At 45.4% G+C, this 16,431-nt stretch carries 15 protein-coding genes and 1 riboswitch; of the genes, 10 read left to right on the forward strand and 5 right to left on the reverse strand.

The window, feature by feature from the left end; genetic code table 11:
• Positions 1 to 68 precede the first annotated feature (68 nt).
• Positions 69 to 1,004 (reverse strand): magnesium/cobalt transporter CorA, encoded by a 936-nt coding sequence (gene corA / locus ACUUJN_RS07735; protein WP_053325030.1) that lies wholly within the window; start codon positions 1,002 to 1,004, stop codon positions 69 to 71.
• A gap of 551 nt (positions 1,005 to 1,555) precedes the next feature.
• Positions 1,556 to 1,681: riboswitch (SAM riboswitch) on the forward strand.
• Positions 1,682 to 1,799: 118 nt separating this feature from the next.
• Between corA and metA the strand changes: the two genes are divergently transcribed.
• The 4 genes from metA to mqnC all read left to right on the forward strand — a co-directional run bounded on the left by metA (position 1,800) and on the right by mqnC (position 6,768).
• On the forward strand, positions 1,800 to 2,717 hold the full coding sequence (gene metA, locus ACUUJN_RS07740; protein WP_028542956.1) for a homoserine O-acetyltransferase MetA: 918 nt from the start codon (positions 1,800 to 1,802) through the stop codon (positions 2,715 to 2,717).
• Positions 2,718 to 2,841: 124 nt separating this feature from the next.
• Positions 2,842 to 4,026: a PLP-dependent transferase gene (locus tag ACUUJN_RS07745; protein ID WP_023987790.1), complete on the forward strand. Its 1,185-nt coding sequence runs from the start codon at positions 2,842 to 2,844 to the stop codon at positions 4,024 to 4,026.
• The gene (locus tag ACUUJN_RS07750) at positions 4,023 to 5,201 is read left to right on the forward strand and encodes an aminotransferase class I/II-fold pyridoxal phosphate-dependent enzyme (RefSeq protein WP_028542955.1); all 1,179 of its coding nucleotides are present in this window, start codon (positions 4,023 to 4,025) and stop codon (positions 5,199 to 5,201) included. Before ACUUJN_RS07745 ends, ACUUJN_RS07750 begins: the two co-directional genes overlap by 4 nt.
• A 433-nt stretch (positions 5,202 to 5,634) precedes the next feature.
• The gene (gene mqnC / locus ACUUJN_RS07755) at positions 5,635 to 6,768 is read left to right on the forward strand and encodes a cyclic dehypoxanthinyl futalosine synthase (RefSeq protein WP_023987792.1); all 1,134 of its coding nucleotides are present in this window, start codon (positions 5,635 to 5,637) and stop codon (positions 6,766 to 6,768) included.
• Positions 6,769 to 6,863: 95 nt separating this feature from the next.
• Here mqnC and ACUUJN_RS07760 read toward each other — a convergent pair whose 3' ends face one another.
• The 4 genes from ACUUJN_RS07760 to ACUUJN_RS07775 all read right to left on the reverse strand — a co-directional run bounded on the left by ACUUJN_RS07760 (position 6,864) and on the right by ACUUJN_RS07775 (position 10,140).
• Complete coding sequence (locus ACUUJN_RS07760; protein WP_068940115.1) at positions 6,864 to 7,739, reverse strand: YitT family protein; 876 nt, start codon at positions 7,737 to 7,739, stop codon at positions 6,864 to 6,866.
• 72 nt (positions 7,740 to 7,811) lie between these two features.
• Positions 7,812 to 9,038 (reverse strand): cation:proton antiporter, encoded by a 1,227-nt coding sequence (locus ACUUJN_RS07765; RefSeq protein ID WP_028542953.1) that lies wholly within the window; start codon positions 9,036 to 9,038, stop codon positions 7,812 to 7,814.
• 4 nt (positions 9,039 to 9,042) lie between these two features.
• Positions 9,043 to 9,537, reverse strand: a complete 495-nt coding sequence (locus tag ACUUJN_RS07770) for a cation:proton antiporter regulatory subunit (protein ID WP_023987795.1) — start codon at positions 9,535 to 9,537, stop codon at positions 9,043 to 9,045.
• A gap of 207 nt (positions 9,538 to 9,744) precedes the next feature.
• On the reverse strand, positions 9,745 to 10,140 hold the full coding sequence (locus ACUUJN_RS07775) for a hypothetical protein (protein ID WP_484669474.1): 396 nt from the start codon (positions 10,138 to 10,140) through the stop codon (positions 9,745 to 9,747).
• A gap of 240 nt (positions 10,141 to 10,380) precedes the next feature.
• On the opposite strand from ACUUJN_RS07775, the gene ACUUJN_RS07780 reads away from it, so the two are divergent.
• The 6 genes from ACUUJN_RS07780 (at position 10,381) to ACUUJN_RS07805 (ending at position 16,393) form a co-directional block, all read left to right on the forward strand.
• A complete protein-coding gene (locus ACUUJN_RS07780) occupies positions 10,381 to 11,262 on the forward strand; it encodes a putative sporulation protein YtxC (protein WP_028542952.1) in 882 nt (293 codons plus the stop codon).
• A gap of 61 nt (positions 11,263 to 11,323) precedes the next feature.
• Entirely contained in the window at positions 11,324 to 11,899 is a 576-nt protein-coding gene (locus ACUUJN_RS07785; RefSeq protein ID WP_023987798.1) for a 3D domain-containing protein, read from the forward strand.
• 84 nt (positions 11,900 to 11,983) lie between these two features.
• The gene (locus ACUUJN_RS07790) at positions 11,984 to 12,292 is read left to right on the forward strand and encodes a hypothetical protein (protein ID WP_023987799.1); all 309 of its coding nucleotides are present in this window, start codon (positions 11,984 to 11,986) and stop codon (positions 12,290 to 12,292) included.
• A 195-nt stretch (positions 12,293 to 12,487) separates the two neighbouring features.
• Positions 12,488 to 14,074 (forward strand): S1C family serine protease, encoded by a 1,587-nt coding sequence (locus ACUUJN_RS07795; RefSeq protein WP_023987800.1) that lies wholly within the window; start codon positions 12,488 to 12,490, stop codon positions 14,072 to 14,074.
• 149 nt (positions 14,075 to 14,223) lie between these two features.
• Positions 14,224 to 14,913: a response regulator transcription factor gene (locus tag ACUUJN_RS07800; RefSeq protein ID WP_013309432.1), complete on the forward strand. Its 690-nt coding sequence runs from the start codon at positions 14,224 to 14,226 to the stop codon at positions 14,911 to 14,913.
• Position 14,914: 1 nt separating this feature from the next.
• Entirely contained in the window at positions 14,915 to 16,393 is a 1,479-nt protein-coding gene (locus ACUUJN_RS07805) for a sensor histidine kinase (RefSeq protein ID WP_013309433.1), read from the forward strand.
• Positions 16,394 to 16,431: the final 38 nt, after the last annotated feature.

Raw genomic sequence — 16,431 nt, forward strand, 5'->3', positions numbered from 1 at the left:
CTGCTTTTTATGACCAAGCTGAAAATCGAAAAAAGTATCCAACTCGGTACTTTTCCCCCCTGTTCTTTTTAAACCCAGTCTTTCTTGCGGAAAATACAGAACATACTGACACCTAATGCCACCATAATACCAATGACGACAAAATAGCCATAACGTGTATGAAGCTCAGGCATATTATCGAAGTTCATCCCATATATTCCGGTAATGACTGTCAATGGCATAAATACGGTCGTAATTGCCGTAAACACACGCATAATTTCATTGGCACGGTTGGCGATACTGGATTGATAAGCTTCTCGAAGGTTACCCATCAAGTCGCGGTAAGTTTCAAAAGTCTCCGAAATTTTCACAGCATTTTCATAAATGTCGCTGAAATATTTTTGCAATTGATCGTCGATGAGCCGCAAATCCCGTTTGTTCAGGGTATTGATGACTTCTTTTTGTGGACCCAGCACTTTTTTCAGCCACAGAATCTCACTTCGTAAGCCGATGATTTCGTTCAAATGCGACTTTTTCGTATGCATTAGAATATCTTCTTCCAGCTTCTCAATGCGGACCTCAATCCGGTCACCAACCAGAAAATAGTTGTCAACAATCAAGTCGACCAACAGATACATAAAACGGTCAGGCTGGCTGACTTCTTGCTCCCACAGCATAGGCTTGAGGGTACGAAGCTCATTTATTTTCTGCTTGGTCACCGTAATGATAAAATGGCGGCCGAGAAAAATGTTCAAAGCTCGCAAAAATATTTCTTCATCATCAAAACGAATGCTATTTACAACGATAAAATAATGGCTTTCATAAATTTCAATCTTCGGACGCTGTTCTTCTTCACTCAAACAGTCTTCTACTGCAAGATCATGCATGGAAAATAAAGGCTGGAGCACTGTCAAATCATCGACATCGGCATCAATCCAATAAAAACCTTCTGCCGGTGCAGTAAGCGCCATTTCAATTTCTTCGACAGGGGTAAAAACCCCGTTGTTGACCAAACGGATTTTCATATATGTCACTCCTTATGCTCCGTCGTAACGGAAATACGTTTACCTTAAGCATAAGGAATGGACTCAGTTAGCCAGTTAGCCGGTGCGGGTAAGCGTGCACTCCCATCAAAAGCCGGAGGCTTTTGGAGCATGCAGAGCCTGGCGTCCCGTCTTTCGGCAAGCTGAAGTCATTCCTATGCTGTTGTTCAGGGATCGCCGCCTATTCGGACTCGGGTCGCCTTCCATTCCGGATTCACCTCTCAAATGGTCTTTTTTAGATTGCCACAGTATCGCAGGAAACACTCAAATCTGCACTACTGCTCCATATTTTTGCCTAATAGCACTTGTATAGTATAACGCTCGGCCTACGGCCTTTCAAGCGCAAAATCATGGGCTAAATCAACAGTAGTGGCAAGAGCTTCAACGATAGGAGGGATATGATTTAACCTATGGAAAAGGTAGACAAAATGTGAATGCAGGGTACAAATTTAAAAGTCCCATCTTGACGAAGCCCAGCCGATGCATTAAAGTGAACAACAAGAACTTTGTGAACCTAAAATGAATATAGCGAAATCTTATCAAGAGCAGGTGGAGGGACTAGCCCGATGATACCCGGCAACCGGCGATTTTAATCGCACGGTGCTAATTCTTGCAGGACGCGCGCTTTGTACAAAGAGCGTTGCCCTGACAGATGAGAGAGGCGCATATGGATACAAATATGACCTTTCTCTAACCTGAGAAAGGTCTTTTTATTATATGCCCGGCATCTCAACAAGACGATTTTCGCAAAACTTACCGAACAAGGAGTGAGTTTACATGCCGATTAAAATCCCAGACACGCTACCTGCCAAGGAAGTGCTGGAGGGCGAAAATATTTTCGTAATGGATGAAAGCTTGGCTTATCATCAGGATATTCGTCCGTTGCGTATCGCCATTTTGAATTTAATGCCTACAAAGGAGACGACGGAAACCCAACTGTTGCGCTTGGTCGGCAATACGCCGCTGCAAGTGGACGTCACGCTGGTGCACATGAAATCTCATGTATCCAAAAATACATCGCAAGAATATTTGAACATGTTCTATAAAACGTTTGACGAGATCAAGAACAGTCGTTTTGACGGCATGGTCATTACAGGAGCCCCGGTTGAACAGCTTGAGTTTGAGGATGTGAACTACTGGGAGGAGATCCAGCAAATCTTTGAATGGACGAAAACGAATGTAACTTCGACCATGCATATCTGTTGGGCCTCACAGGCAGGCTTATACCATCATTTCGATGTCCCAAAATACGGGCTCGACTACAAATGCTTTGGCGTATTTCCACACACTGTGATTAAACCTAAAGTAAAATTGCTACGCGGCTTTGATGAACTGTTTTATGCTCCTCACTCCAGACATACGGAGGTTCGGCGGGAAGATATTGATCATATTGCCGAATTAGAAGTTTTATCCGAATCCGAGGAAGCTGGAGTGTACCTCGTAGCCACGCTTGACGGTAAACAAATTTTTGTAACTGGGCATTCTGAATATGACCCGCTTTCCCTGAAATGGGAATACGACCGCGATGTGGGCAAAGGAATGGAAGTTGAAGTCCCCAAAAATTATTTCCCTAATGATGATCCCAAGCGCACACCACCCTCAATCTGGCGGGCACACGCCAATTTATTATTCTCGAATTGGCTGAACTATTATGTATACCAAGAAACACCTTACGATATCGGGCCCCAGATTTAAAAAGGGGCTTGTAGTTTACCCTTGTACAGTACCACCTTGCAGTAGCGCAGCAGTATAGTCTTTGACATCCATTTTTGCAGGATATGTTATAGCACCCACTATGGAAGTTAACAGGAGGATTCATATGAGTGAGAAACAGTGGAAAATCGAAAGCAGATTGGCACAAATCGGTTCAGTAGAGGAGCCAGTAACCGGGGCTGTTAATTACCCGATTTACCAATCTACGGCGTTCCGCCATCCCCGTCTAGGTCAAAGCACAGGATTTGATTACATTCGGACGATCAATCCCACGCGAAAGGTACTGGAAGAGGCTTCTGCTGCACTTGAATCTGGTGATGCAGGTTTTGCATGTAGCTCAGGTATGGCGGCGCTGCAAACGGTATTTGCATTGTTTGGACAGGGAGATCACCTCATTGTATCGCTGGATCTGTATGGCGGGACATATCGCTTGCTGGAGCGTATTTTATCTAAATTTGGTGTAACAGCAAGTTATGTGGATACGAATGATCTTGAAGCACTCGAACAGTCATGTCGACCGAATACCAAAGCTGTATTCATAGAAACACCTACAAATCCGTTAATGATGATCACTGATATTCGAGCGGTTGCCGAGTGGGCATCACAACATCAGTTGCTTACCATTGTAGATAATACGCTGCTAACCCCATATTTCCAGCGGCCATTGGAGCTGGGCGCGGATATTGTGGTACATAGCGCAACCAAATATTTGGGCGGACACAACGATGTGCTGGCAGGGTTGATCGTAACCAAAGGCAAAGAGCTATCAGCTGAAATTTCCTTCCTGCACAATTCCATAGGGGCCGTGCTTTCCCCGAGCGACTGCTATCAGTTGATGAAGGGGATGAAGACGTTAGCGCTGCGTATGGACCGACATCAGCATAATGCAACAGTGCTATCTAACTATTTACTGACGCATCCGGCGGTGGCGGAAGTATTTTATCCAGCTCTCGAAGGCCACCCAGGTCGTGAGATTCAAAATAAACAATCCAGCGGAAATACGGGTATCTTCTCCTTTAAAGTAAAGGATGCTCGTTATGTGGAGCCTTTGCTTCGTCACATTAAGCTCATTGCGTTTGCGGAAAGTCTCGGCGGTGTGGAATCATTAATGACCTATCCCGCTGTGCAGACACATGCGGACATACCAGCAGAAATTCGGGATGCAGTCGGGGTAGATGACAGGCTGTTGCGTTTCTCCGTCGGCATTGAGCATACAGACGACCTAATTGAAGATTTGCGTTCGGCGCTGGAAGCGGCACGTCAAGAAGTAGAAGGAGGAGAGCAGCAATGATAGAGGATGCGAGAAGGATCGGCCAGGATCTGGACAAAGAGCGGAAGTTCGCTACCAAGCTGCTGCATTTCGGCTCTGAAATTGACAGTGTTACGGGGGCTTCGAGCGTCCCGATCTATCAAGCTTCTACCTTTCACCATCATGATATTTTTAATCCTCCACAGCATGACTATAGCCGTTCAGGTAATCCGACACGACAAGCTTTGGAGGATTATATCGCCTTATTAGAAGGCGGAGCTAGCGGTTTTGCCTTTGCATCAGGTATGGCGGCCATCTCTACTACATTTATGCTCTTGTCTGCTGGAGATCATGTCATTGTTTCCGAGGACGTATATGGAGGAACATATCGACTGCTGACCTCCATTTTGAAACGGATGAATATCGAAACGACCTTCGTTGACATGACGGACCTCAACCTTGTGAAAGAGGCGTTGCAGGAGAATACAAGGGCTGTATATATGGAAACCCCGTCCAATCCGACTCTCAAAATTACCGATGTAGCAGGAATAACCTCTTGGGCACAGGATAACGGACTTTTGACGCTATTGGATAATACTTTTATGACACCTTATTATCAACGTCCGATTGAGCAGGGTGTCGATATTGTATTGCACAGTGCGACCAAGTTTCTGGGCGGACACAGCGATGTGCTGGCAGGACTTGCAGTAGCACGTACCGAATCGCTGGGGAGACAAATCAAGCAGCTCCAAAATGGACTGGGTACCGTGCTGGCTCCGCAGGAGTCATGGTTGCTCATGCGCGGTATGAAGACACTGGAGGCTCGTATGGCTCACAGCGAAAAGAGTGCAGCAAAGCTCGCCAATTGGCTGAACGAGCGCAACGACATTGAGGCGGTGTACTACCCGGGTCTGGAGAATCATCCAGGACGTGAAGTTCATGAGCGTCAATCCAGCGGTTATGGTGCAGTGATATCGTTTGATGTGGGTTCTGGTGAGCGTGCAAAAGAAGTCCTCAGTCGCGTACGTATTCCAATTGTAGCGGTGAGTCTGGGAGCTGTGGAAAGCATCTTGTCGTATCCGGCGATGATGTCACACGCGGCTATGCCCCATAGTGTACGATTGGAGCGCGGGATTACGGACGGATTACTTCGTTTCTCCGTAGGTCTGGAGGATATTGACGACCTGATTAGTGATCTGGATGAGGCGCTGCGCTAGAGCGTTAGCACATCAGTAGTATCTTTGTCGTCTTCAGGCAGGGAACAAATATGTACAGTACTAAACAGCAAGTTTCCATTCATTCAGGAGGCTTGCTGTTTTCTATAAGAATGACATGAAGGACAGTGTGAAAAAATGCACTTTTCAGTTCTGTTTTCTTATTTCTTGGCTATATGCAATGTTGAGATAAGCTTGGCAGTTGCCTGTTTTCCTAGGTGAAAAGCAGAAAGAAGCGGGAATAAGTATGGTTCCTTACCTAAAGATATGTTAGTATTATCATTAGGTTTTACTATGCTAAATAGCACAGACAACATACAAGGCCAGTCATGAACATACATTACGGCAGGGTTCGAACGCAGGTTTGTGAAAGCATTCTCGTTCATAAGTCCTGTCTTTCATTTCGTCGCCCTGTGACAGCGAAGGAGGATACACCATGAGTGTAATCGACCATATTTTAGATAAAGCCCTACGCGGCGAACGCCTGAATTTAGAGGATACCGTTGCTTTGTTCGAATCAGATGAGGTAGAAAAAATAGGTCATGCGGCGAATAAAGTTATGAATCGCATGCACCCCGATCCCATTAAAACCTTCGTCATCGGACGAAATATTAACTATACGAACGTATGTGACGTATACTGTCGCTTCTGCGCTTTTTACCGTAGACCGGGTTCTGATGAAGGTTATGTTTTGCCGGATGAGGTGATCTTTCAGAAGATCAAGGAAACGCAGGATGTAGGTGGCACCGAAATTCTAATGCAAGGCGGTGTGAATCCGAATCTGCCGTTCAGTTATTATACGGATTTGCTGAAAGCTATCAAGGAGCGTTTTCCCGATATTACGATGCACTCCTTCTCGCCAGCTGAAATTCACAAAATGAAGGAAAAATCCGGTCTATCCATGGAAGACACGATTCGAGCCATTCACGAAGCTGGATTGGATTCGCTTCCGGGTGGAGGCGGAGAAATTTTGGATGACCGCACACGCCGCAAAATTAGCCGTCTCAAAGGCTCTTGGCGTGATTGGATGGATGTGATGCAAACGGCTCACAAGGTTGGGATGAACACGACTGCTACGATGGTTATCGGCTTTGGTGAGTTGATGGAGGAGCGTGCGCTGCATTTGTTGCGTGTTCGTGATGCTCAGGACGAATGCATTGAAAACAAATATAATTCTGAAGGATTTTTGGCCTTTATTCCTTGGACCTTCCAGCCAGACAACACCAATCTGAAGAAGGAACGCCAGACGCCGGAGGAATATTTGAAGACCGTTGCGATCAGTCGTCTTGTATTGGATAACATCAAGCATATTCAGTCTTCATGGGTAACCATGGGACCTGAAATCGGTAAAAAATCGTTGTACTACGGTTGCGATGATTTTGGCAGCACCATGATTGAGGAAAACGTAGTTTCTGCTGCAGGCGCAACGTATAAGGTTAACATCGAATCCATTTTACAGTTGATCCGCGAGACGGGTCACGTTCCGGCACAGCGCAATACCCGTTATGATATTATTCGTACTTTTGACAGTGCCAGCAGTATTGAACATGATTTTATCATGCAAAATTAATATCCGTTAATATATTGTTAATTACAAAACGCTTATCTACACTAATCTATGTACAAGGATTAGTGTAGATAAGCGTTTTTTGATGTGTTACTTTGCTAAGCTTTCCATCGTTTCATATACATGATCTCAGCCTGCGGGTCTGCCATTTGGATGACTGCCTTAAAGCGCTGCAAATCCAACAGATGAACGCTGTAAACGATGACCATTTGTTCTTTTTTATCCTCAGATTCGCTTTTAATCTTGCCCTCTATCTGGGCAGAGTCTACAACAGGCGTGCTGTGTATACGCAGCCTGCGATATATGGCATCTTCGATGGTTTGCTGTTTCTTGCTGACAACACAAACCATACGCGTCAGACCAGTAAACATCAGCCGGGTCGTTTCATAGGCGGCGAGGCAGGATAAGGCTGAATAGAGAGCTGGCTCCCAGCCTAGCACAAAGCCAGCCGTAATGAGCAGCAGACCATTACACAGCATAACAATCTGTATTAACGGAATCTTGCGATGTGTTAGCAATAATGTGGATGGACGGCCATCGTCTGACTCGTTAAGTCCTAGTGAATCGAGCAGACCACCGTGACGAGCTGCCAGCACTGCGCCAAGCCCTATACAGATTCCGCCGCCCAAAGCGCATACGACCGGATGGCCACTCACTGCCGGAAAAGGCGAAAGAATAATGGCTGAGCCCGAAAAGGCGAACAAGCCGGGTAGTGCACGGAGCAACATGGGTTTGTGAGTAGACAGAGAATACAGCAGCATGAGTGGCAAGTTCAAAACGAATAGCAGTAACCCAAAATGCTCTTGTGTATAAAGCGACATGAGTCTAGAGATCCCCGTGACGCCTCCAGCGATCATATCATGCGGATGCAAAAACAATTCCAGACCGACGGATGCCGTAATTCCGCCAATCACCGTATAAAAGACAGGGAACCTGCTCGCATCTCCTGAAGCGGGCTTGACAAGCCGCCTCATAGAGTTTCGGCATGTTTTACAGCGTGCGGCATAGCCTTCCCTCCTATGGATTGTCGTATCCAGCTTTTACAATTACGCCGATTTACTTTCTTCCTTTCGTAGGCGGGGGTCCTTGAACTTAAATATTTTGTTTAACATATTAAAAATAGGTTTTGACTGCTTTGTCAGAAGTGGTCCAAGAATCGCCAGTATGAGTACATAGATGGCTGCAAAGGGTTGAACAATATCAAGCAAACCGCCTTCTTTACCCAAGTTGGCCATGATAATCGAAAATTCACCCCGTGCCACAATGGTCAGGCCGATATTTGCTGACGCTTTGGGAGATAAGGAGGCCGTACGCCCAGCCAGCATTCCTGCCCAAATGTTACCAAACAACGTGAGGACGACTGCTGCCAGTGCAAGCCATATCGCGTTTCCTCCCAGGGACAGTGGATCAATGGATAATCCAAAGCTGAAGAAAAACAGGGCGCCAAAGAAATCGCGGAAAGGAACAATTAAATGCTCGATACGTTTGGCATGTTCCGTTTCGGCCAGTACCAGACCGACTAACAGGGCGCCGATAGCTTCCGCCACATGAATCGTTTCCGAAAAACCAGCCACCAGAAACAGAGAGCCGAAAACAACAAGTCCGAATACCTCATTGGAGCGAATACGGAGAATCCGATTTAACAGAGGGACGGCCTTACGGCCGATAATAATGACTGCAAGCATAAAGCCTAGCGCGATTAGCGCTGATAGCAGCACACCACCGAGCGAGGATGAATCGCTAAGAACCAATCCGGAGAGGATGGAGATGTATACGGCGAGGAAAACATCCTCGAACATAATAATGCCCAAAATCATTTCAGTTTCAGCATTGGCGGTCCGCTTGAGATCTACCAGCACCTTCGCAGCAATAGCACTGGATGATATTGTTGTAATTCCGGCGATAACCAGTGTCTCTGCTACAGGAAAGCCGCTCAGGAAGCCAAGAGCCAGCCCCAGTGTAAAATTGATGCCAATATAAATGGTTCCGCCCACGGCAATGGAACGGCCTGATTTAATTAACCGACCTACTGAGAACTCGAGACCCAAGTAGAAGAGAAGAAACAGCACTCCGATTCTTCCCATAAAATCAATAAATGGGGCGCTTTCGATAAAGCGAAAATCAAAATGCCATAGCTCCATCGCATGTGGCCCAACTGCCATTCCGATCAGGATATAAAAAGGGATGACCGAGAAGCGCAGTTTGGAGGAAATAAGTCCGGCTGCAGCGATGAGAGCAATAGCCAATCCAACCTCAAATACCAGATGATCCATCCAATCACCCGCTTCCGTTCATAAGGATTTGTTTAAAGCGTTTTTGCTGATCGCGTTCCCCAACAACGACTACAGTGGCATCATCGTTAATCATCACTTCAGGACCAGGATTTACATATTTCTTTCCTTTTTTCTCCACAATGGCAATAACAGTGGCTCCCGAATTTTGCCTTACATCCAGCTCACCGATGGATTTGCCGACACTTGCATAATGAGATTCCACTCTATACCATTCGATAATAAAATCGTCAAACGTCATTTCTACACTTTCAAGCTGTTTGGGCTTATAGGTCATACCACCGATGATGGAGGCTACCAATCGCGCTTCCTGATCATTCAGGGTTGTCATAGAAATACTTTGTTCCAGATCCTCGTAATCAAAGTGATACAACTCGCGCCTGCCATCATCATGAATAATAATGACAATTCGGTCGCCACTCTCTGCATCTATTCGATACTTAATCCCGATTCCTGGCAAAATAGACTCTCGAATATCCATTTGTAAAGCCTCCTGTATGATACGTTATTTAAATGAATGGTATGGGAAATAAATCACATACTTTGGGAGTGACATGGAAACTTTCTTTTTGTATTAAATTTTATAAATTAACATAAAAAACCTGATAAATAGACTTTACGTATTACACTTATTGGGACAGGTTAACAAATAGACATGCAAATGTGGTGATGTGCATGCAAAGGGAGGTTAAGCCACATAACTAGAGGTAAATTTGATGGGGAACAAGTACAATTGCTTCTTTAGTTTGCAAATGACAGGAATAAAAGACAGACGTAGTTTAGGGATGCTCAATAGCAGCACAAGCGCTATCAAAATGACAAAGGGAAGTGATTTGGCCGCAGCGATCACCAGATGAAGTAAAGGGGAGGACTTGCGTATAGCTGGTTTGGAATGATGCTCCAGACCGTGAGAGTCTGTTTCTAACGAGGAAATATCAGCATGAGGCATAAGAGAAGATCCCGCCGTAAACTGAAGGGATTGAGTGGTGTCTTCCGCATGAAACGTCACAGGAAGGGACAAAATCTGAACGAGGCTCAATATGACGATCATGAATGTACGCAGCATGTTCAGCATCGTTGACATCTTATCTCCTCCCTCTTGTGAAAAATTCATATTACTATAACCTTAACATACCCCACCCTAAATATTCAAACGTCTTTCGGTTTTTTTCCTATATCACAGTAATGTTTATAACACGCCAACCGGCTTTTTGAAACCAGATCATCCTCTTTTGAATATGTCTTTCTGTTTCCAGTCGTTCACTTCGTATAACCCTTCAGAGGCCGCCATATACTGAAAGCAGTGATCGAAAGGAGTGAGCCAATGGAACTGTTTACAGTGTGGACCAATACAGACGGAGATCAGGAAACCGACCGGTTTTACGAAGTGGTCAAAAGTAGAACAAAGGGACTACATATGTCACGGCGCGGATTTCGATTCACTTTCAGACAGCTGGATAACAAAGTGGCATGGACCTGCAAGGGCACAGAAAGCAATTCGGCGTTTGAAAGCTTTCTCCCCTGTGTATACAGCATCATGTCTTCGGCAATAGCGGATTATATTATCGAAGTCAAGGAGTGGGGGCTGCTCAATCTCATTCTCACCAAAGCCTGTTCGTTGCTGGAGAAAGAGGATGCAGAGCAAATTCGCAGTATGATTCGTTCACTGTTAAACGATGATGGCCCCAGAGGTCGTTTGAAGCGTCATGGTAAGCTGACTACTCTCCTGGAGAAGGATTTCAAGGAGCTTCGTGTGATCAATTTGGAAGGGCTGATTCAATTTAGGCTCCATGCGTATAAAAAAGAGCTTGAAGAAATCGTCGACTATGCTATGGAAGAATTCTGGGCAGATCGGCAATACGAAGAATTTATGGGGCTGCTTAAATATTTTGTTTTTTTTCAGGAAAGCAAAGTTCCGCTCGTACACGTACTTCACCAAGGCGGACATAATTTTACGATTCTGGATAGTGCCATGGTGCCCATACCGATTCCTGATGCAGATGACATCATTGTCGAGATGCCAGGCATTGAATTGGAAATGGAGGTCGAGGATCGAATCGTGAGCACCCTTATTTCGATTTCTCCTGCTTCCATTATATTGCACACAGACGATGAACACACCCCCATAGTGCGGACACTCCTGCATATTTTTGAAGATAAAGTGAAACTGAGCAGACTTTATCCAGGTCAGGATGTTCAAAAATAATAATCTGTTCGTATAAACTAATGGATTTCTGGAAAGCCTTTGCCTCAAGGGGAGGTTTTTTATGAGATCCATGTTGGTATGGAAACGGATTTTGGGAACCGTGTTAATTGCAACCTGTCTGGTATTGCCCGGCAATGAAGTTTACGGTCACAAAGAACCGGTCCAGCATAAAAAATGGCAGTCCACACCTGTTTTAGCTCCACGCGAAGAGCAGGTTATTACGACCATGACGGTCACGGCAACAGGATATACAGCAGGCTATGAATCGACTGGCAAACGGCCAAGTCATCCCGGTTACGGTATTACGTATTCCGGTGTAAAAGTGCGTCGTGACAAGAACACACTGTCTACGATTGCGGCTGATCCCAAAACGTTTCCTTTGGGAAGCATATTGTACATTCCAGGTTATGGATACGGGATTGTAGCAGATACAGGTTCTGCGATTAAGGGCAATAAAATTGACTTGTATTTTAAAACAACCCGGCAGGTATATTCTGAATGGGGCAAGAAAGATGTGGATGTTCAAATTATAAAAAAAGGGAACGGAAAATGTACAGAAAAGATGGTCAAATCGCTCCAAAAGGTGATAGAAACGCATAAAACTATTCCGACCGCGACACTGGATGCTTCCATATAATCCTTGAATATTGTTTTTTCCAACATCACATACTATGTTGCGGGATGAGCTTATCCCGCAAAACATACTGGGAGGTTGAGAATTATGCCAAATCAAGGCGGAAGTTCTTTCACGAACAAAGGCTTCAAGGCAAGCGCAGGAAATCAGTTCAAAGCGGAATTTGCACAAGACAATACGGTTGGTGTCGTTTCACAAAAGGTAAAGCAGTCTGAACAAAATAAAATTCAAGACAACTTTCAGACACCAAATGAGAAGTATGATGAAGAATTTGCAACAGAACAAGGCGGTACAGGCGCTGTAGCTCAAAAAGTTCAAAACTCCAGTCGCAACAAAGTTCAAAACAATGCTCAAACACCGAACGAAAAGTTCGACGAAAACTTTAACACGAAATAAAAAAGCATATACAATTGATAATGCTCCGGATTATATCCGGGGCATTTCGTTTTAAGTGAAAGTGAATAGGTACAATAGGTCTAAGGTTTTATCTCCTTTTTAATTGTTTTTAAGGTGGAATTAAGGTTTAAAGTGCAAAATAAAGTCAGTTAAACAACACCACCTTGAAGCATAGGGTTTGGGAGGAGATATACAATGGACGAATTTAAAAATAATAACTCCGGACGCCGGAACGACAACGATCAGGTTGATACCGATAATGCAACTCGGCAAAACGATTCGAACGGTTCCTCATATTATTATTCTTACGGCCCTTTTTCTTCAGTTCAATCGGACGGACAACGTAAGGAAGGGCAGTCGGTGGAAAAGGATGTTGAGATTACGCCACCACAGGCAGTGAGACCTCTTCCTCCCTCATACCATCGCGCTATGCCTGAGCAACAGGATGGTTCGGGTCGGAATGGTGGCAACTGGCAATTCAAACCGAATAAGCCCAAGTCGCAGGTGAAAACAATTTTCTTATCTTTTTTGGCTGGGATGCTGGTCATTACGGTATTGATGTACACAGCTGACCGAACAAATATGTTCACACCCGAGACGGCGTTAACTTCGGCGGCAGCTGAAAGTGGAGAAACGACTAATTCAGGAACAACTGGCTCGACTCCAAGCGCAGTTCCGGCTGTGATGCCTTCAGGTACCGCTGATGTTCAATCTGTTGTGGCCAAGGCTGGTCCGGCAGTCGTCAAAATCGAAACGCTTGCCAAACAAACCAGTGGTAGCAGCGGCAGACAAAGCAGCCCTTATTACAATGACCCGCTGTATCAATACTTTTTCGGTAATCAGTATGGTGACAGTGGCAGTAGCGGTAACAGTAATGAAAATGAAGGTAGCAACAGCGGGCAGCTGACTCCGCTTGGTATTGGTTCCGGTTTTATTTTTGATAAATCGGGTTACGTCCTAACCAACAACCATGTTGTTGAAGGCGCGAGTGTGGTTCAGGTTACAGTAGAGGGAACTAATAAGCCTTACGAAGCCAAAGTCTTGGGCAAAAATGCTGATCTTGATTTGGCGGTACTTAAAATTGAAGGCAAAAACAACTTTCCGACAGTAACTTTGGGTGACTCCGATAACGCTAAAGTCGGCGAGTGGATGGTCGCAATCGGCAACCCTGAAGGCTTTGAGCATTCGGTAACAGCCGGGGTGCTAAGTGCGAAAGAACGTACGATCACCATTAATAGTGAATCGACTGGAAAACCGACGCAATACAAGCATCTCATTCAGACGGATGCGTCCATTAACCCTGGTAACTCTGGCGGACCGCTGTTAAATCTGCAAGGGCAGGTTATCGGTATGAACGTAGCTGTTAGTGCAGACGCACAGGGAATCGGGTTTGCGATTCCGTCCAATACAATTTTGGAAGTCGTCGATAAGCTGAAAAATAACCAGCCTATCCCGAAAGAACCTGTACCTTTCATTGGTGCAAGTCTGTTAAATTTGAGTCCTGAAGTAGCCAAAGAATTGGGCACATCCCTAACCGAAGGCTCGGTAGTACGGGATATTATATACAAATCGCCAGCTTATCAGGCCGATCTGCGTCCTTACGATGTGATTATCGGAGCCAATGGCACGCCTTATAGCACATCACAAGAGCTGATCCAGTTCATTCAAAAACAAAAAGTGGGTACAGCACTGACGCTTAACATCGAACGAGCTGGGCAGAAAAAAGATGTTCAGCTGAAAATAGGCAACAAAAATGACTTTAGCTCGACGCTTCAGCAATAAGCTGATAACTCTACAAAAATGAACATGTGCACGCAAGAAACGGAAGGAAGATCCCTTCCGTTTCTTGCTGTATGGAGCAGCCAGATGCTACACGCGTCTACTCCTGCTACAATAGAGGGAAAAGAAGAGATAAAGGAGTTCGATCGTGTATGCGTTCTACTATTCTGATTATTGATGACGATGAAAAAATTGTTTCCATGCTACGCAGAGGGCTGGCATTTGAAGGCTATGAAGTGCTGACAGCCGCCAATGGAGCAGAGGGATTAAATAAAATGCTGACAGCTGAGCCTGATGTGGTCGTGCTGGATGTAATGATGCCGCAGGTCGATGGTTTTGAGGTATGCCGTCGCATGCGGGAGGGTGGAAGCACGGTACCTGTCCTGATGCTTACAGCCAAGGATGAGGTTGAGAATCGGGTTAAGGGCTTGGATCTAGGGGCCGATGATTATCTCGTCAAGCCGTTTGCTCTGGAGGAGCTGCTGGCGCGAGTGCGAGCGCTTTTGCGGCGTAAAACCGAACAACAGGACAATAACGGAAATCGGCTTACCTTCGAGGATTTACAACTGGATAACGAATCCCGTGAAGTGGTTCGTGGCGGCAAACGCTTGGAACTGACAGCCAAAGAATTTGAACTGCTCCATTTGTTCATGCAAAACCCCAAGCGTGTTCTGTCGCGTGATCTGATTATGGACAAAATTTGGGGCTATGACTATAGCGGAGAATCGAATGTGCTGGAAGTATATATTGCCATGCTACGACAAAAAACGGAGCAGGATGGCGGTAAACGACTCATTCGTACAATTCGGGGAGCTGGCTATATTTTAAGAGGTGATGTGTAATATGTCTATTCGGTGGCGGCTGACAGCTTGGTATTCGAGCATCTTGGCTATTGTACTTGTCATTTTTGGTCTGGCTATTTACGGACTAGTATATTACTACACATATAATGAAGTGAAAAGTCAGCTTATGACTCAGGCGCCACAGATTAACAAGCAATTACGCCTTATTATTAAAGGGGGATTGTTTGAAGTCCCTAACCTGGATTTAGGATTGGAGCAGGGGCGTGGAATAGATGACTCACAGCTATATGTACAAATTTACAATTATACGTCCGGGGTTACCAAAACCACCCAAAATATGAAAGACCTCAATATCACCTTCCCTGTTCCATCTACAGCGGCAGGAGCAGTTCAAAATGAGGGGATTCGACGTGTGAACGTAAATGGGGATTCCTTTATGATTTATCAACAGCCCATTAAGTCCGAGGAGTTGGGGTTGGTGGTCGGGTTGCTACAGGTAGGACAATTCACGGGCTCTCAGGATCGACTCATGAACAGGTTACAAAATGTGCTTGTATACGGTTCGTTGTTTGCATTACTCGCTGCTGCGACCTCAGGTCTCTTTCTGGCTCGCAAGTCTATGAAGCCGCTGGTCAAGGTCATTGAGGGGGCAAATCAGATTCAATCCAGTAATGATTTGAGTGTACGGATTGAATATGACGGACCACCAGATGAAATTGGACAATTAATCGGGACGGTTAACAACATGCTGGGGCGTACAGAGGTGTTTTACAAGGAGCTGGAAGATGCGTACGGTGCACAGCGTCGTTTTGTGGCTGATGCTTCCCATGAGCTTCGTACGCCGCTAACGACGATCCGTGGCAACGTTGATTTTTTGCTCAAAATGTGGACTACCGAACCAGGAGAGCGACCGAATATGGATGAAGAGATGATTCGCGAGCTTTCTATGGAGGCATTAAATGACATGGCGGATGAAGGCAAACGGATGAGCCGTTTGGTGAGTGATATGTTGTCACTCGCGAGAGCGGACACAGGGAAAACGTTCGATAAGACTCCCGTTGCGTTGGAACCGCTTGTAAGTGAGGTTGCCCGTCGTGCTCAGTTTTTAGAGCGAACGGCCGAATGGAATGTGGGAGATTTTTCGTTGCTGAATGGTATTTATATGGATGGCAGCAAGGATTATTTGCAGCAAATGCTATTCATTTTCATTGATAATGCATTCAAATATACACCTGAAGGCACAGTCCGATTTGATGCCATTATTTATCAAGGACAGGTGGGGCTACGGATCAGTGATACGGGCATTGGAATGGATAAGAGTGAGGTTCCCTTTATTTTTGACCGCTTTTACCGGGCAGATGAGTCACGCGGGGTGACGGAGGGAATTGGGTTGGGGCTATCTATTGCCAAGTGGATTATTGATGAACATCACGGGTCTGTGGAAGTGGTTACGCGCCAAGGAGAAGGAACGACATTTGTCATCTGGCTTCCGGTCAGCTTTTCCGCGCCTTTGGAATAGGCTATAATAGGAAGGCAACTACATCATAGAATTGGCCG

Source organism: Paenibacillus sp. LRG-1, from assembly GCF_057220305.1.